We start from the raw sequence: 16,378 nt of genomic DNA on the forward strand, positions 1-16,378 counted from the left end.
GATGTTTTGTGCCCCTTGTTTCCCTACAATGAACGCGTAGGCTTCCGGTTGAAGGCGGGGAGGAGGCGCTGGTGTCCAGCACGAAAACGGCGATAGAGTGGACCGACAAAACCTGGAACCCGACCACCGGCTGCAACAAAGTGAGCCCGGGGTGTAAACACTGCTACGCCGAAACCATCACCAAACGCTTCACGCAGCACTTCCCCAACGGCTTCGACTTCACCCTCCACCCGGAGCGGCTGGACGATCCGAGGCGTTGGCGCAAGCCGAGCCGGGTATTCGTCAACTCCATGAGTGACCTGTTCCACGAGCGGATGCCCTTCCCACTGCTGGAGAGCATTTTCCGTGTGATGGAGGAGTGTCCGCGCCATGTCTTCCAGATCCTCACTAAACGCCACGAGCGGCTCGCGGAGCTTGCGCCCGAGCTGGATTGGCCCCGTAACGTATGGATGGGCGTCTCCGTGGAGAACCAGGACTACGCCCACCGGGCGGACTACCTGAGGCGGGTCCCGGCGGCCGTCAGGTTTCTCTCCTGCGAGCCGCTCTTGGGACCTTTAGACCTCGACCTCGAAGGCATCCACTGGGCGATAGTCGGCGGGGAGTCCGGGCGCGGCCACCGCCCGATCGAGGCCGGGTGGGTGCGGGACATCCGCACCCAGGCGCGTAACGCCGGCGCCGCCTTCTTCTTCAAGCAGTGGGGCGGACTCCACCCGAAGGCGGGGGGACGGGAGCTGGACGGGCGCGTCTACGACGAGATGCCGTCCGCCTGGTCGGCACACCTCCGCGCCCTAGACGAGGCGGGGCTGGCCGCCGCCACGTAGCTCGACCCAGTCCTTCTCCTTCGCCAGGCTGCCGACCTTGCGCTTCTTGCTCGGGTCGTTGGGTGTCACGATCACCTCGCCCCGCTGCTCCAGGGCCTTTACAGCCCCCCGCACATCGTCGCGCCAAGTCGCCGTGAAGTGCCGGAGCCACACCTTCTTCGCTAGGGGTAGCGCCTGCAGCGTCCTTCCTCCACCCAGCTCTTCAAGTATGAGGTCCTCGACAGCGGCGTCGGGCAGCGGCAGCGAGAGCTGCGCGTCTTTCAGAACATTGGCGCTCCAGACGGCCTCCTCCATCGCCTTGCGGGCCGCCTCGTGCTGGGAGACGTGGACGAGGTGGTAGATGTCGGCATCCCTGCCCTCGAAGTCCACGTCGATCGGGTAAACGAGGACCTCATCTACGCCCAGCTTCTCCCGCGCCATGATCTGGATCTGCTCGCAGTACAGACGAACAAGCCGCTCCTGGCGGTTCGGGACGCCCCGAAGCTCCCTCCACCGGGGCGTCCCAAAGATCCGATCCATGACGGCGGCCTTGGACGGGTCCGTTAGGAAGCGGTTTACGAAGGAGCTCATGAATGTGATGAAGACCTCGTTGCGTCGCCGGTCCAGCATCTTGAGCGGCATGTCTATGCTCTGGTAGCCGAACGGGTCGAGGAAAACCAGCGCCGGCTCACCGGCACCGATGTTTGAGAAGATCTCGCCCGCCCGATCCTCGAAGGAGCCCTGGTAGTTGCGCACCCCGACCGAGGGAAAATCCTGCTTGGCGACCTCGACCTCCCATCTTAGGGAAGCAAAGTTGAAGGCGTCGCGCTCGACATTGTGGCACTCTAGGAAGAAGGCACCGTTGAAGTGGCGGTGGAGTTCCTCACCCACCTCCATCGACAGGATGGGCGACCCTAACTCTCCGCTCTTGTACCTCGCACGCCCGGCATAGGAGTCCACGAAATGCATCGTCTTCGGCTTACCCGCCCTTGGCCTGCCCAAGATCGATATCCACCTCTTGAGGTAGTTGGAGAGGATGGCGTGCTTTAGGCCGGTGTGTTCTTTGTATTCCCACAAATCGGGTTGCTTGTCAGGACCGATCACGTCGCTACGCCTCCCATAATCTGCTCCACGAATGCTTGTGATACCTAGTACACCTCAACGATATACGAGGACCGCTACCCTCACCACCGATTTTCTGAGGCTCAAGCCGAAGGAGTGGCGTCGAAGAGCGGTCAGGGGAGAGACGTCAACGACGGCGAAAGAGTTTACCGGACTCGACGGGGTAGGCTGTCAAGGAACAGGCTATCCTCCTGCGCCCTGACGCAACTCTGCGTTCTGCCTCTCTAAAACACCTATGAGGTGAGTGGACTGGTTGGCGTCGAGGCCTCCCGCCTCCCTGCACAGGTCGACGAACTGTACGCTCTCAACCCGGTCTAACCCCACCAACGAACAGATCCTCTCAAATCGATCCAGGCTGACGCCTAACCCGTCCTCCTCGGCCCCGGAGGGAAAGCAGTCGCCCAACTCCAGGACCGTCTCCCGGACCTTCTCGCCGAGGTATGGATTCCTAGCAAGGTCCAAAAGCCTGAATAGCCTCTCCAAAGATCCTCCCTCAATCCGCATTCTCGTTTCTCTCAACAGAACTCCTCTCTTCTCCCTTTTGGACACACACCCCACACCCTGTGTTTCTTTGTATATCTTTACTGTCCTGTTTTTGAGGGGGGTGTGTAAACGAACATATTGATATATTTGTTCTGTATATTTAGATACGAGTATTCAGATATGTTCTACCTTCGATCTCCCTGCTGTTGGCCCCTGCCTTATTTCTACGGGGCTTTTCTCTTCAGCCTGTTAATCAGGTGATGGGCCTGTTGGGAGGATAGGCCTCCTGCGCAGGTGATAACGTCGAAGAAGTCTTGGGTCTCCTCCTCGCTGAGTTTCGCCAGGGTGAGGACGAAGGCCATCTGGTCGGGAGTCGCTCCTGCCGCGTCTCTGGCATTTCCTGCTGGGAAGCAGTCGTTCAAGAGGTCGCAGACCTCTTTGGCCTTTCCTTCCACGTCCTTTGAGAGATCGACTATCCTGAAGGTTCGCCTGAGGTGGTCTCCCCACAGTGCCATTCTGTCGGAACCGCTTTCGGAACTCCTACCTCGGGTCATCCGCGCACCACCCGACCCTTAGAGGTGTTGCTCTTCCCCTTGTTCGTGTACAGTTCGAGTAATTCCTTGCCCCTCTGCAGTTTCTCTTCGGCTTTTCTCCTGTTCTTCTCCCACTCCTCCAGGTTGACCCGGTCCGCCTTTCTCTCTCGTCCAGCGCGTCCTCTGATTTCCTCGTACTTCTCCGCGCTTCCCGACCGAGTGAACACCTCCTCTAGCGCCTGCTCGAAGTTCTCCGCCTTCTCGTAGCTTTTCCCGTAGCGTTCATCTTGGAAAGAAACGATCAGGCTCTCTTTCTCTAGCGGGCGTAGGTACCTACGCCTGAAATTGCTCTTCTCCTTGTCGGTGACGACGTCAAAGAACTTCTCCAGCTCAAGGAGCGATCTGCGGCCGTAGTCTATCTGCTCCAAGACAAACTTCTGCTTCGGGCTCAGGCCCTGCGTGCGGACGAGATTCAGCCTCGTCGCTGCGTCCATTGGACGGTCGGGCGACGGTTGTTGGAAGCGGTAGACGGGGGCGTTGTAGGGAGCCGAGAGGGCCAGAGGGGGGTGGAGTAGAAATTCCCCCTCGAAGCCCCTGTGCTCGTCCTTGTCGGGGTGGTCCTCCTCCACGCGGGTGCGCAGGAGGAGGTCCTTAATGTTCTTGTCGTGGCAAGCCATGGAGTTCAGGGGTGAGCGGAAGGGCGTCTTGGGTACACTCTTCATCGTCCTCCTGAAACTCAGCGTTTGGAGAGGGTGACGCCAGAAGTCTATGCCGAAAATGTCGAGATCGTCCAGGCCTCGTTGGAAGGCTTGACAGCCGCTGAGTGTCCCTACGAATCCCGTCGGATACGGGATGATCTTTCTGGGAATGTGCTTGGGGCTTCTTAGAAGGTAGACAGACGGCTCTCTTTTGCGACCCTCCTTGAGCGTCTTGATCAATCCCGCCTCCTCCAAGATCTTCCGCCTTTTGTTTGTCCCGCCTTTCGAGTACACGCCGCTGCCTTGCATGAGGCCACGGACCGCTGCCTCCACGACGACCTCGGGTTCGCCGTCATGCTGGTCGATCTCGCGGAGAACCTTCTTGTCGATGCCGTACTCGGGACCTATATCCTTCTTTAGCCTCCCGTCGATACGCCCCTTGCCAATGAGGGCGAGGTAGTCGTAGCAGGCGTTAATGCCCCCCGACACGTCCCAGACCAGGCCTAGTCTGATCTCCTCAAGGACGTCTAAGGCCGAATCCCTCTCTCCGTTGTCGGGCCTCCAGTCGGGATCGAAAATGGTCTCGGAGAGCGCCATTTTCAGGGTGCGGGTCCTGTAGGTCTCGTCCTTCCAGTTGTCCTTATATAGGCCGGACCTCCTGAAGAGCCTGTCGACCCTGGCCTCGTCGTTGCCGGTGACGAACGACAGCATGGAGCAGAGACCGAGTTGGGCCGCTTCCAAGCCCTTTTCTGAATCCTTCTCAGGTTTTTCGTAGGGGCCGGAGTCCGTCCACAAGCCCTCATCACCTTCCCAGAGCTTCTCGAACCTTTCGCCCTTGGTCTCCGCCAGTTTGCGCAAGAGGTCATTGTCGGAGAGGTAAACCTTCGCCCTGGGTACTTCCCTGTCGTCCTCCTGAGTGGAGGAGTAGGCCGGGTCGTAGAAGTTCCCTTTGCAGGAGGAAATGGCCTTCTCTATGTTGTTGTTCAGGTAATCCGGGCTCCACCTCTTCTCCCTGCGCATGCCGGAAGAAAGTGCGATTCTGAGTACACGCCCCTTGTCTCCCCTAGCGTAGAACGCAAGTTTCCTAAAGAACGCCAGGTCGGCATAGGACCGCCTCTTGTAGATGGCGTTCTCGCCTTTCCACAGGCCCTTATCGCCGACCATGAATTGCTGGATCAGCTCGCCGTCTTTCTTGGAAGAGCGCATGATCTCCAAGATCTGTTCCTCGGAGACGCCGAGAGGCTCGGGAATCGCGGCCTCTTTGTCGTCGCGCGGGGGTTTCTTCGGAATTCTCTCGTCCATAAAGCCCTTTACCTCCCGCAGAGGCTTGTCCTCCAGAACGGCCCCGGTGAAGGTGATGAGGTGACGCCCGCCTCTGTTGCCGCCGTAAACCTCCAGCCTGCGGTACCCGTCTTCCTTCTTCGTGACGAAGTGTTGTCCGTCAGGTGTGTAAAAGAAGCAGCCTCTTTCCTCGGGCTCTCTTACAAGCCCTATGGCCCTGATCCCTTCACCCGAAGGGGACACCTCGGCGTAGGTGTCGAGGCTCCACAAGATCTCCTCGGCCCAGGGCTCTATCTGCCCAGTTTCTGGGTCGCGGCAGTTGTCGAGGTCGAAGAATACGGGGTAGACTTTCTCCCCCCCGATCATGATGGCGCGTCCCGGTTCGATTAGGAGGCCTATGCCCTGGAGATCTCTGTTCTCGCAAAAGGCCGCGTGAGCCTCTTCAAATTTCCCCCACAGGCCGAGGTTCCTTTCCCAGTTCTCTTCCGACCAGTAGATAATGCCGAGCGTTCTCGGGCTCCTGGCGAGTCGGCTCCCTTTCTTCCAGATCCCATTCTGATGATCCCACTTCGGACGCTCGTACTTCCAGACGTACCACCTTAGTTGGGGAATAACGCCTTCGAGGGGCCGGGGGACACGGCCGGAGGGTTTTATCCTCGACCTCTTTGCGGCGGGTTGATAGGCCTTCGACCCCCGCTTTGAATTCACGAGGTCCCTTCCTGCCCGTCGACTCGATCGGTCAAGGAGCACGGTTCCTTCCATGGATATTTTTCAGAAGTTCTTTTCATTTTGTAACTTATCGTGATGAACTTCGAGAGCGTAGCATCGACCGGAAAGTGTTCAAGGTCTACCGCGCGGTCTATGATCGGCGTCAACTACAAGATCGTCGTATGGTGTCTCTGCCCGGGGACTGGTGCCGCTCTTTACGAGGTGGACGCGCACCTCTTGAAAGGCATCGTGAAATTCCACGAGAACTTCGTCGGCAGCGAGATGAAGGGCAAGAACGGGGACTACGGCAAGATCGTGGGCCTGCTGAACCCCAAAGGTGCCCTCGGACACCTGCGAAAGAATACAGCTTCGTTAAGCAAATCGGCAGTGGCCTTTTGAGGGCTTGCCAGTTTCCCGATACTCTCAAGGATTCAAAGGCGAGATCACCAAGCCTTCCCCTCGGTGAACCCCTAGCGTCTGTGCCCAAGGGTGCCCAACGTTGCCGCAAGGTGCTCTATAGCCATTGGTGAGCGCGGGTAGGCGTTCGCGCTGATCTCAAAACTCTCCAGCTTCTCTGGGGGGTAGAGACCTTGTTCTTCTAGCTCTTCTAACAGGGCGGCGACTTTATACAACAGGCGGTCGCGGTACAGTTCCATTACCTCGCTCTCTGAGCGTCCGCTATTGTCTTTCAGGAACCGTCTCAGGTCATCGGCCATTTGCCGACTGTCCCGTTTTAGCTCTTCTCTGCCCGGCTGCTCCTGCTGGGATACCGGCGAATTCGTATCGTCCTTGCGTGCTTCTTTCTCGGCCTCAAGGCGTTCGCGTTCTTGCTCGCTTTGCCGCAGATCGGCCTTCATCTCCTGGACCTCTTGCCGGAGTTCGTCGAACTTTTCCGAAGTCGGCATGCGAAGGATTCCCCTGCCGCCCGTGAGCGCTGCCATCTGCCGATTATGCCGCCGCCTTCCGAGGGACACAAAGGCATTGAGGGCCACGACCCAGACGACTAGACCAATCAGCAAGCCCACGAACCAAGGCAAGTCAAATGCCCACCCGACTATCCAGGTCCCGCCGGTCACCGCAAAGCCCGCCATCGCCGCCGAGTTGACCCAGCGAGCCATCCTCTGGTCCAAGTTGAGCGCCGGGTCTTGAGCGGAGAGCCAAAACCAAAAGCGTCGAAGCTGCTCAAGCACCTCGGCATTCTACCAACTTGCGCCAAAGGGACAGTCCCGCCTCAAACGAGTGCTTCACGTAAGGATTTCCAGAAAGATCTTCTCAAGATCCGCAAATTACTTTGTGCTTGACCATTCTTAATGCGCTGGGTAGAATACGGTTGCGTTTTTGGGAGCTTTCTGCGAGGCGGATTTGTTGAAGGACACGAGACCGAGGGAGTGTTGTTCGCTGAAGTCGGGTTTCGCATGAAAGATCTTCTCAAATTTCTTGGATTGGGCATGGGTATGGGGCTGTCGGAAGATACGAATGGCTGAGGGTTTACAGAAACCCTCGGCGGATTCTGGTCTTGGGAGCCAAAGGGACTTCGACCGCCAGGTCGCCTTGACCCTGGCCGAGATCTACCGCTTCGTGCTCGATACTCCAGAGGAATCTGATGGGGGCACCGACAGCGAAAGAAAAGTAGAATACGATCGTGGAGTGTCGTAAGGGAGAGAGGCGCGGCGATGGCAGAAAAGCATCTAACGGCGGTCCCATCGCGGGCCGCTTTGTACGTTAGGGTTTCGACCACCAGGCAGGACGACGGCTTCTCGCCGGAGGCGCAGGTTCGCACCGCCACCGAATACTGCGACGCCAACGGTTTCCGGGTGGTCGAGACGGTAAAGGACGTGGATTGGTCGGGGGGATGGTCGGTACGTCCCGGCCTCGACGAGTTGCGGGATCTCGCGGAAGCCAGAAAGATAGACGTGGTGGTCGTCGCCGTCCGCGACCGCTGGGCCAGGGGGCTCCTGGCGCAGGTCCTCAAGGAGGAGTTCGAGGAACTCGGGGTCAGGGTGGTCGCCCTGGATTCGAGGGGGGACGATTCCCCTGAAGGGCAACTGGCCGACGGAGTGATGGACCTCTTCAGCGGCTACGAAAAGAAACGCGTCGTCAGGCGCATGTTCGGCGGCAAGCTGGAGAGGGCGAGGAAGGGGCAGGTCGTTGCCACCCGCGTCCCTAAATACGGCTACCGTAACTCCGAGGACCGCAAGACCTACGTCGTAGACGAGGAGAAGATGGCCGTGGTCCGGCGGATCTTTCGCATGATCGGAGTGGAGGGCATGACACTCAGGTCCACGAGAAAGGCCCTCGAAACGGAGGGCACACCCTCTCCCTCGGGCCGCCCGCGATGGGTGGAGAGAACCATCAAGGAGATCGTTCAGAACGATGTCTACAGGCCTCATTACTCGAAAGATATCGCGGAGTTGGTCACAGCTCGCCAGATGTCCCCAGAGGTCTTCGCGGACCTGGACCCAGAGCAGCCATATGGCGTTTGGTGGTTCAACACGCGCAAGAACGTCACGCGCCCGGATGTGGAGGTGGGTCCCGGCGGCAGAAGGGAGTACCGCAAGCGCCGCGTCACCACGAAAAAGCCCGAGAAGGACCACATAGCCGTTCTGGTCCCCGACGCCGGGGTACCCTTGGAGTGGGTCGAGGCCGCCCGTGTATACCTGGGCTCGAACAGGTTCCCGAATAGCAACAGCCCGAAGGTCTTCGAGCTGTCGGGAGGGATGTTGCGTTGCGAGAGGTGCGGGATGGTCCTGCAGGTCTATCACCGCAAGGAGCGTCGGAGAAAGACCCAACCCGACTATTTCTACTATCGTTGCTCGACGAAGGTGCGGGAAGGGAAGGACGCCTGCGGTGTCCCGCCTTCCTACAGGCGCGAAGACCTCGACGGGATGGCGTGGACCTTCGTCAAGACCCTCTTGAGCAACCCGGAACTGCTGAAAAAGGGGCTCGACGAGATGGTGAGGCAGGAAGAAAAACTGCTCAGGGGCGACCCTGCGGGCGAGGCGAGGCGATGGCTCAAGAAGGCCGAAGCGTGCGAGAAGGAATCGGGACTGTTGCTAGACCTCTACCTGAAGGGCAAGATCGACGAGGCCGCCTTCGACGCCAAAAGGATCGAAATAGAGGAAAGGAAGGACCACGCCATGGTGGAGGCGGCGAAGTCCAAATCCCGCACCTCGCGGCTGGCCTCACTAATGGAGGCGCGAGAAACGCTCGTCGAGAAGTACGCCGCAACGACATCGGAGCGGTTGAAGAACCTATCCCCCGAAGGTCGCCAAAGGATCTACCGTATGATGGGGTTACGGGCGACCGTGGATGAGGGCCCGACCCTGCTCCTGGGCGGCCGGCTGATAGAGGCGATAGGAGAGGAAGGGCGCACTACACTTGAGAACGCTACCGAGATCGCGCTAGAGTCCGGCTACCTGAAGAGCGCCGGCCGCACCCCCCAGAACACCATGCGCGCCCGCCTCTCCGTGGACGTGCGGGACAACCCCGAGACGCCGTTCGCCCAGACGGCCCCGGGCGTCTACCGGCTGCGGGAACCCAATTGAGGCCCGGCGAGATGCTATATTGGCCCAAAGGCTCTTTTTGAAGGTCGAGGAGATACCATGGTCGAGGTTGCGGATAGGGCGGTAGAGGCCGCCTGGAAGGTAAGAAACCTTGAGGACTTTGATCGGCGGCTGGCCCGCGCGGCCCGGAGGCTGGACGAAGTCACGGGCGGGCTCGCCGCGATGGTCGTCTACGAGACGGCCCTCATGAAGAGCGGGCGCCCGCCCGAAGAGGTGAGGAAGATGGTCCGCTCGTTCCGGGATGCTTTCGAGGACGAGGAGGAGCCGCTCACCATCGCCCACACCAGCGGCATAATGAACGTGGAGGGGAACGACTGGTTTTTCGGGGACGGCGCGCTGCGCGTCCTCACCGGCAAGCTCCTCGGGCAGTTCCAGCACCGGGTCGCCCAGTACAACTACGTGGACGAGAGGGAAGTGCTCAGGCGCTGGGCCGACGGCTACGACACCCGCCTCTTCGTGCGGCGCAGGATCTTCGAGACCGAACCCGTTATAGGCGTGGTCGGCGGCCTCGACCTCTACCTGCTGCAGCACCTCCGCGTCGCCGCCGGCGGCAACACCCTCGTCCCAGGCCCTGACGTTGCCGGGGCGCTGGAAGCCCTCGGTTACCGCGCGGGCGCCGACCCCTACGAGACGCTGGCCGCCGCCGAAGACCTGGCGCTGCGCCTGGACCTACCGGCCCCCGTGGTCGGCGAGATGCTCGCCGAACTCGGCCGCGAGGGCTTCAGAGACTACCCGGAGCCGCCGCGCGGCGAGACTCAGGAGACACCTTCCGAGTCATCCCGGGGAGAGGAGATCGCTTCGGAGGGCGGGGCCGTCTCGGGCGGCGCGGCCGACGAGCCGGGAGAGCAGAAGCCTGTCCCGCCGGAGAGGGCGGAGCGGGCGGAGGTACGGGGAGATCCCGCCTCGGGAGAAGAGCCGTCGAGGGTTCAGGACCCGCAGGCGAAGGACGCGCCCGGGGTCGCGGAGGAGGAAGGGCCGGCCAGGAAGGCCTCGCCGCCGGGGTCCGGCCGGCAAGACGAGCCCGGAACCTCGGGGCGGGAGGATGCATAGTAGAGGGATGAGGTGGTAAAATGCCGGTCGGCGTCACCAAGGGACATCGTCAATCATCGTTCAAAAACATCTCTCGTAACCCACGGTAGGGCAAGAAGGAGCAGGCGGTAGCATGGCAGACTCCAGGAAGCGCATAGCGTTGAAACCGCATATGGACCGTATCCGGGAGTGGGTGGAGGCGGGCAAGACGGACGACTGGATCGCCGACGCCCTCGGGACCAGCGCCTCTTCGGTGCAGTCCTTTCGCTCCCGCAACGACATCTACCGCCGCGAGCGCGGACCCAGGGAGCCCGAGGTCCTCTTCGAGGGCGTGCTCGACCACGGCGAGAACGACGGCTGGGGCCTCTGGCTAGATCCGGCAGTCGCGGAGGACCCGATCTGGAAGGAGCACTGGGCCGACGTCGAGGCGGTCGTGGTGAAGGTGGCCGAGGATTCCATAGTTCTCGAACCGGACGCCGCGGAGACGCCCGACGGGGACTCCGACGGGCAGGCCTGGACGCTCGTTGCGACCAACGGCCAGGCCGAGCCTGAGCCTGAGGAGGCCGTAGAAACCGCCGCCCCGAAGCGTGAGCAGGGGCGCGTCAAGTGGTTCGACCCGGAGAAAGGCTACGGCTTCCTCGTTCGTCCCACGGGTGACGACCTTTTCGTGCATCACTCCGAGGTCGAGGGCGACCCGTCCGCGCTATCTCCGAACGGCGAGGTCGAGTACGAGGTCGGCCGCAACGACCGCGGCCCAAACGCCCGCAGCGTCCGCACCCTCGGCTAGATCGCAGCGCCAGAGCGGCTTGCAGAGGGCTTCCAGCGATCAGCCTTCAGCGATCAGCTTTCAGCAAGTGCAAAATAGCTGACCGCTGAGAGCGGAGGCCGAAGGCCGCAGCGGGCTGATAGCTGAAAGCGCGGGTTGCGGAGGCGTTTCGCCTCCGCAACCCGCTTACTCTGTTCTGGTCTTGTCCGGGCCTTCCTCGCCGGGGAGGTGTAGTGTCGAGGCCAGGTCTAGTAATTCCGGGCCGGTTCCGTTTCGGCCCCAGCCGATGCGCGTGATCGAGGCGTTCGCCGCCCTGTGGGTCCCCGGCAGGACGTCCGGGCCGAACCTGTCGCGCAGAAAAGCCCGCATAGCACCCCCGTGGGAGACGACGACGATGCGAGTACCTTCCGGGTGACGCTCTCTTATCTCCGAGATCGCGGCCTCGAAGCGTTCCATTACCTCCTCGTCCGTCTCCGCGCCGGCGAAGGCCCAGCGGTCTTCTTCCGGCAGGGAGAGGAACTTTTTGGCGAACGCGGGGTCCAGTCTCTCCTGCTCGGCCCAGGTGTGGCCTTCGAGGACGCCGCCGTGGCGTTCGCTGAGGCCGTCCAGCGGGACGATCTCCTCTCGAAATCCCGACTCTCTGGCTATGATCGTCGCCGTCTCGAAGGCCCGGGCGAGCGGGCTGGAGTAGAGGGCTTCGAAGGGTTCCCTGGCGAGGGCCTTTCCGGCGAGGGCCGCCTGAAGGCGTCCGTCTTCGGAGAGCGGGAACTCCATCTGGCCCTGCCAGACGCCCTTCGCGTTTGCGGTCGATTGTCCGTGGCGCACCATTAGCAGCTCTTGTCGTTCAGGCATTGGCATAAGATAGTCTATCGGGGTCGTGCCGGCAAATACGCGCCGATGCTAAACTTTGCAGGTTCTTTGAGCCAGATCGGAGGTTGCGGCGCAGTGTTCTGGAGGGGCGAAGACGGGTCGCAGGAAGCGCCCGAAGAAGGCGCCGGAGAAGGGCGCTCTGGGCCGATACGGGTGACGCCCGACGCGCCGCGCCCGGCGACGATCTTGCGGGTGGCTGGCGAGCTGGAGGAGCGCGGGGGACGCATCCTGGAGCTTTTCAAGGAGATCCGGTCCCCCCTCGGACAGGTGGTGCTGCCGATCCACCTCCTCAAGGACGAGGAGACGTTTTTCGTGGAGGTCGCGACGGGGCCGTGGGACGAGCGCAGCGAGCGCGAGGTGGCCGAACGGGCGGCCGTGCTGCGCAACTCCGAGCACGCCGACGCCGAGCTCGAGCTGCTTAGCGCCTACCCGGTCCCGGAGCAACTGCGCTTTTTCTGCGGGCGTTCTCCGGCCGCGCTGCTTCAACTAGACCTCCTGAGGCTTCGCGTCGACCGCCCGGAAGAGGCCGCGACGGTCTTCCGCGAGGTCGCGAGCCGCCACTGGGGCGTTGACCTGGACTTCGAGCCCGGCTACCTCACCCTCGTCGAGGACCTCCTCATGGCCGCCCTGGCCGCCGACGAGACGGAAGGAGACACCCCTCCGGTCACTGAGGGGCTCGTCGCGGGCGTGGGCGGCTTTCTCGGCGAGACGGTGCGCAGGAACGCGGGCCACGGGGCGGCCTGGCGCGAGGGCGAAGAGTGGGGCGAAGGCCCGGTCGTCGAAGTCGAAGGTTTCGCCCTCGACCCTATCGGGAAGGCGAACGCGTTTCTAAGGAGCGGACCCGAAGAGTCGATGGCCTTCTACGCCGATTACGTTTTGAAGGTCCTGAAGGAGGGCGAGCCCCCCAACGCCCGGGAGTAGCGCCCCCGACAACTGGAGCCGTGGACGCCTTACCAAGAGCCTGCTCTTACGAGTAACGCTTGCGGAGCTCCCTGATGATGTTGCTCGAGTCGACGAGGACCTCGTCGCCGATGGTCAGGATCGGGATCGCCCGCTGGCCCGAGAGCCGGATGACTTCCTGCCGCCCGTCCTCGTCCGCGTTGACCGATTCATAATCGAGCTCCAGCCTGTCCAACTCCTTTTTTACCCTGCGGCAGTAAGGGCAGTAGCTGCCGGTGTACAGCCTGACGTCTGTCTTCTCCCTCATGGCTTCCAAGATGAGACTCCTCTGTAAACGTATACGAACATTCGGATTATACCCACCTATGAAATTGGTTAAAGCGGTCAGGCGGGTGGGTCGAGGCCGAATATGACCTCAACCTCGACGGGCGCGTCGAGGGGAAGCTCGGCGACGCCAACGGCCGAACGGGCGTGCAGGCCGGCTTCACCGAAGAGTTGCCCGAGAAGCTCGGATGCCCCGTTCAGGACGTCGGGCTGGCCGTTGAAGCCCGGCGCCGAGGCGACGAAGCCCGTGACTTTTACGACGCTGCCAAGGCTGTCCGGGCCGCCGGCTTTCTCCGCGGCGGCGGCGGTGGCGTTGAGGGCGCAGAGCCTGGCCGCCTCTTGGGCCTCCTCCAGCGTGACGGCCGCGCCCACTTTTCCGGCGCGGTGGAGTACCCCGTCGCTGAACGGGAGTTGGCCGGCCGTGAAGATCAGGTCCCCCGTCCGCGTTGCCGGGACGTAGGAGCCTGCCGGGGTTGGTACGGGTGGGAGCTCGAAGCCGAGGTCTTGGAGACGGCTCTTGAGGCCCATCTAGCGCAGGGCCTCTTCGTACTCGCCGGGGTCGTAGATGAGCGGGTAGTTGGTGTCGAGGGTCTCCCCGGCAGTAACCTCGCCGACAACGACCGTGTGGTCGCCGGCTCGGGCGCGGTCCATCACGCGGCAGTCGAGGTAGGCCAGGCAGTCGAGGAGGTAGGGCGAGCCGTTCGGGGTGAGGCCGTAGGGGACGCCGCGCAGCTTGTCTTCGTACTCGCCGCTCGTCTCGCCGAAGTGGGTCGCCACGTTCACCTGGTCGTCGCGCAGGACGCTGAGGGCGAAAGTCTCGCTCTCCAGGATGATGTCGTGGGAGTAGCGGTCGTTTCTGACGGCCACGGCCACGCAGGGGGGGCGTTCCGAGGTCTGCATCACCCAGGAGGCCGACATCGCGTTCGATTGGCGGCCGCGGCGGGTGCCGAGCACGTAGACCCCGTGGGTAAGGTGGCGAAGGGCGCCGAGGACGGCGCCGCGCTCGTGGGGATCCCTGTCCAAATCTCTCCTCTCGGTTCCGACACCGGTATTCTACCAAGAGTGGGTATACTTGCGGCCCATGAGATCTGTCGGAGGGATATAGATTGGCCTTGAGCGCCTCGCTGGTTGGGATCGGTGTACTACAGGCCGTGCTCTACCTGTTCTTTATAAGGGCTATCGACCTGTACGAGCGCGAGTCGTTGCGGTACGTGATACCCGTGTTCGTCTGGGGGTTCGCGGTCGCCACGACGGTCTCGCTCATCTTCAACACCATAGCGTCCGTCACCATAAGCAGCCTCGCCGGAAATCAGGCCGCCACCTTCTTTACGGCCGTCTTCGTGGCGCCGCCGGTCGAGGAGACCGCGAAGGGCCTCGCGCTGCTCATAGCGTTCCTGGTGGCATACGCGGCGGCCCGCAGGCGCGGGCTCGTCGAGTTCGCGGGGGTCATGGACGGCATCGTCTACGGGTCGGCGGTCGGTTTCGGGTTCGCCATCGCCGAGGACATCCTTTACGGGTTGCAGTTCGGGTCCGAGACCTTCGTGATGCGCAGGATCTTCGGCGGCTTCGCCCACGCCGCGTTCACCTCGCTCACGGGCATCGGGATCGGCCTCATCCCCTGGGTCCGCGGCGGTTTCTTGAAGGTTCTGCTGCCCCTGCTCGGCCTGCTCGCGGCCATCCTGCTGCACGCGACCTTCAACTTTGTCGCCACCGTGTTCGGGCCGGTCGCCTACGTGGGGTTGTTCGTCGTCTTGCTGATCTACGCCGCGATCATAATCGTGTGGCTTACCATGGAGCGGCGCATGATCCGGACCGAGCTCCGCGACGAGGTCGGCGCCGGCACCATAACGCCGCAGGAGTACTCCATACTCCCTAGTTACTTCCGAAAGACTATCTACTACTTGGGCCTGATCTTCTCGGGCCAGTTCACGACCTGGCGCCGCGCCCGCGCGTTGCACGGGACCGCCGTCGAGCTGGCCGTCTCCAAGCGCCTCGCCCGCCGGGCGGACACCGCGATCCGCCGCGACCGGGTGCTGGCCCTGCGAAACAAGGTGGTGGCGCTGAGGGGGGGGATGGCCCCGCGGACGGGCACCTGAACCGGACGCGGCCCGCGTCGGGCCTGATCCTCGCCGGCGGACGGAGCCGCAGGATGGGCCGGGACAAGCTGGCCCTCGAAGTGGGTGGCGAAACCCTGATCCAACACGTCGCGAACGCCCTCTCGCGCCGCTGCGACGAGGTGATCCTGGCAGGCCGTGTCAACGAGGTTCTCCGAAACGTCCGCGGGGTCGAAGACGCCAGGCCCGGTGAAGGACCGCTCGCCGGCCTGGAAGCGGGGCTTCGAGAGGCCCGCTTCCCGCTGGTCTTCGCCGCGGCCGGCGACCTGCCTTTCTTGAGTCCCGAACTGATCTCGTACCTCCTCGACGAGCTCGTCGGGCGCGGGGTCCAGGCGGTGGTTCCGCGTCGCGGGGGAAGGCTTCACCCGCTCTGCGCCGCGTACCAGAGATCCATCCTGCCGCACGTGGTATCGGCCCTCGACGAAGGGGTACGGTCCGTGGGCGAGTTCGTCGGACGGTTGGGGCGGGTCGCCTACGTGGAGGAGGCGGAGATCCTGCCGTTCGGCGACCCCGACATGCTCCTGATGAACGTCAACACGCCCGGGGATCTGCGCCGGGCGAGGGAATTGGCCGGCGGTTGAGCGGTATTCCTTTTAAAGGACTGCTCTTCGGGCTCCTCGAGCTGCTGTCTGTCTACCGGGGCAGGGGATTTCGTGGGCACGATTCCTCGGGGGCGGGGCCTTCCGTGGCGGTCGTGCTCGGGACGCAGGTGCTGGCCGGTGGGAGGCCGAGCCGGACGCTCGAGGCGAGGGTGCTCCACGCCGCCCGGATGTACGCCGCGGGCGGGATCGACCGCCTCGTCGTTACCGGTGGCCTCGGCAAGCACCCGCCGACCGAGGCCGAGGTCATGGCGCGAATACTCGGGCAGGATGGCGTACCCGACGAAGCCGTGGAGATCGAAGACAAGGCCGAGAGCACGTGGGACTCCGCGCGGTTGCTGGCCGACGTTCTGGCAGGGCACGGTGTACGGGAGGTACTGGTCGTGACCGATCCGCTCCACTGCGTCAGGACGGCCGCGGCTTTCGAGAGGGTGGGTATCTGCGCCCGGCCGGAGCCCGTGTATAGTAGCCCGATGTGGCGTGACCCGTGGTTGCGTCGGGGGCAGTTCTTCAGGGAAAGCGGGGCTCTGGTCTGGTACGCGATGAGGTACGGGGTGGGGGGGCGCTCGGGGCGGTAGCCGTCGGGGT

18 protein-coding genes are annotated in these 16,378 nt (G+C 62.7%); 9 read left to right on the forward strand and 9 right to left on the reverse strand.

The window, feature by feature from the left end:
* Positions 1-71 precede the first annotated feature (71 nt).
* Positions 72-821, forward strand: a complete 750-nt coding sequence (locus GBA63_RS09305) for a DUF5131 family protein (RefSeq protein ID WP_166175499.1) — start codon at positions 72-74, stop codon at positions 819-821.
* Here the strand turns inward: GBA63_RS09305 and tcmP are convergent.
* From tcmP to GBA63_RS09325, 4 genes are all read right to left on the reverse strand, one after another.
* On the reverse strand, positions 789-1,904 hold the full coding sequence (gene tcmP, locus GBA63_RS09310) for a three-Cys-motif partner protein TcmP (RefSeq protein WP_166175501.1): 1,116 nt from the start codon (positions 1,902-1,904) through the stop codon (positions 789-791). The two genes, GBA63_RS09305 and tcmP, sit on opposite strands and share 33 nt — an antisense overlap.
* A gap of 201 nt (positions 1,905-2,105) precedes the next feature.
* Positions 2,106-2,441, reverse strand: a complete 336-nt coding sequence (locus GBA63_RS09315; RefSeq protein ID WP_166175503.1) for a hypothetical protein — start codon at positions 2,439-2,441, stop codon at positions 2,106-2,108.
* 188 nt (positions 2,442-2,629) lie between these two features.
* On the reverse strand, positions 2,630-2,920 hold the full coding sequence (locus GBA63_RS09320) for a hypothetical protein (protein ID WP_166175505.1): 291 nt from the start codon (positions 2,918-2,920) through the stop codon (positions 2,630-2,632).
* Positions 2,921-2,955: 35 nt separating this feature from the next.
* On the reverse strand, positions 2,956-5,625 hold the full coding sequence (locus GBA63_RS09325; protein ID WP_166175507.1) for a phage NrS-1 polymerase family protein: 2,670 nt from the start codon (positions 5,623-5,625) through the stop codon (positions 2,956-2,958).
* Positions 5,626-5,778: 153 nt separating this feature from the next.
* Between GBA63_RS09325 and GBA63_RS09330 the strand changes: the two genes are divergently transcribed.
* Positions 5,779-6,024 carry a hypothetical protein gene (locus tag GBA63_RS09330; protein WP_166175509.1) on the forward strand — a complete coding sequence of 82 codons (246 nt, stop codon included), beginning with the start codon at positions 5,779-5,781 and terminating at the stop codon, positions 6,022-6,024.
* Positions 6,025-6,095: 71 nt separating this feature from the next.
* Here the strand turns inward: GBA63_RS09330 and GBA63_RS09335 are convergent, their stop codons facing one another.
* Positions 6,096-6,815, reverse strand: coding sequence for a hypothetical protein (locus GBA63_RS09335; protein ID WP_166175512.1), 720 nt, complete (start codon positions 6,813-6,815; stop codon positions 6,096-6,098).
* 483 nt (positions 6,816-7,298) lie between these two features.
* On the opposite strand from GBA63_RS09335, the gene GBA63_RS09340 reads away from it, so the two are divergent.
* The 3 genes from GBA63_RS09340 to GBA63_RS09350 all read left to right on the forward strand — a co-directional run bounded on the left by GBA63_RS09340 (position 7,299) and on the right by GBA63_RS09350 (position 11,004).
* Positions 7,299-9,170, forward strand: coding sequence for a recombinase family protein (locus GBA63_RS09340; RefSeq protein WP_166175514.1), 1,872 nt, complete (start codon positions 7,299-7,301; stop codon positions 9,168-9,170).
* Between the two features lie 57 nt (positions 9,171-9,227).
* Positions 9,228-10,238 (forward strand): prolipoprotein diacylglyceryl transferase, encoded by a 1,011-nt coding sequence (locus GBA63_RS09345; protein WP_166175515.1) that lies wholly within the window; start codon positions 9,228-9,230, stop codon positions 10,236-10,238.
* Positions 10,239-10,350: 112 nt separating this feature from the next.
* Positions 10,351-11,004, forward strand: coding sequence for a cold-shock protein (locus GBA63_RS09350; RefSeq protein ID WP_228282389.1), 654 nt, complete (start codon positions 10,351-10,353; stop codon positions 11,002-11,004).
* 165 nt (positions 11,005-11,169) lie between these two features.
* Here GBA63_RS09350 and GBA63_RS09355 read toward each other — a convergent pair whose 3' ends face one another.
* Complete coding sequence (locus GBA63_RS09355; protein ID WP_166175516.1) at positions 11,170-11,811, reverse strand: histidine phosphatase family protein; 642 nt, start codon at positions 11,809-11,811, stop codon at positions 11,170-11,172.
* 117 nt (positions 11,812-11,928) lie between these two features.
* Between GBA63_RS09355 and GBA63_RS09360 the strand changes: the two genes are divergently transcribed.
* Complete coding sequence (locus GBA63_RS09360; RefSeq protein ID WP_166175517.1) at positions 11,929-12,774, forward strand: hypothetical protein; 846 nt, start codon at positions 11,929-11,931, stop codon at positions 12,772-12,774.
* A gap of 46 nt (positions 12,775-12,820) precedes the next feature.
* On the opposite strand, the gene GBA63_RS09365 is transcribed toward GBA63_RS09360, so the two are convergent.
* From GBA63_RS09365 to GBA63_RS09375, 3 genes are all read right to left on the reverse strand, one after another.
* The gene (locus GBA63_RS09365) at positions 12,821-13,060 is read right to left on the reverse strand and encodes a glutaredoxin family protein (protein ID WP_228282518.1); all 240 of its coding nucleotides are present in this window, start codon (positions 13,058-13,060) and stop codon (positions 12,821-12,823) included.
* Between the two features lie 77 nt (positions 13,061-13,137).
* Positions 13,138-13,605, reverse strand: a complete 468-nt coding sequence (locus tag GBA63_RS09370; RefSeq protein ID WP_166175519.1) for a RidA family protein — start codon at positions 13,603-13,605, stop codon at positions 13,138-13,140.
* Positions 13,606-14,100: a flavin reductase family protein gene (locus GBA63_RS09375; protein ID WP_166175520.1), complete on the reverse strand. Its 495-nt coding sequence runs from the start codon at positions 14,098-14,100 to the stop codon at positions 13,606-13,608.
* Between the two features lie 89 nt (positions 14,101-14,189).
* On the opposite strand from GBA63_RS09375, the gene GBA63_RS09380 reads away from it, so the two are divergent.
* Genes GBA63_RS09380 through GBA63_RS09390 form a run of 3 tightly spaced genes read left to right on the forward strand, consistent with a single transcriptional unit; the run spans position 14,190 to position 16,368 of the window.
* Positions 14,190-15,173 carry a PrsW family intramembrane metalloprotease gene (locus GBA63_RS09380; protein ID WP_166175521.1) on the forward strand — a complete coding sequence of 328 codons (984 nt, stop codon included), beginning with the start codon at positions 14,190-14,192 and terminating at the stop codon, positions 15,171-15,173.
* Positions 15,174-15,199: 26 nt separating this feature from the next.
* Entirely contained in the window at positions 15,200-15,772 is a 573-nt protein-coding gene (mobA, locus tag GBA63_RS09385; RefSeq protein ID WP_228282520.1) for a molybdenum cofactor guanylyltransferase, read from the forward strand.
* On the forward strand, positions 15,769-16,368 hold the full coding sequence (locus GBA63_RS09390; RefSeq protein ID WP_166175523.1) for a YdcF family protein: 600 nt from the start codon (positions 15,769-15,771) through the stop codon (positions 16,366-16,368). The genes mobA and GBA63_RS09390 overlap by 4 nt, the downstream gene beginning before the upstream one ends.
* The last annotated feature ends 10 nt before the right edge of the window (positions 16,369-16,378 follow it).

It is taken from the genome of Rubrobacter tropicus, from assembly GCF_011492945.1.
Classification (GTDB): domain Bacteria; phylum Actinomycetota; class Rubrobacteria; order Rubrobacterales; family Rubrobacteraceae; genus Rubrobacter_D; species Rubrobacter_D tropicus.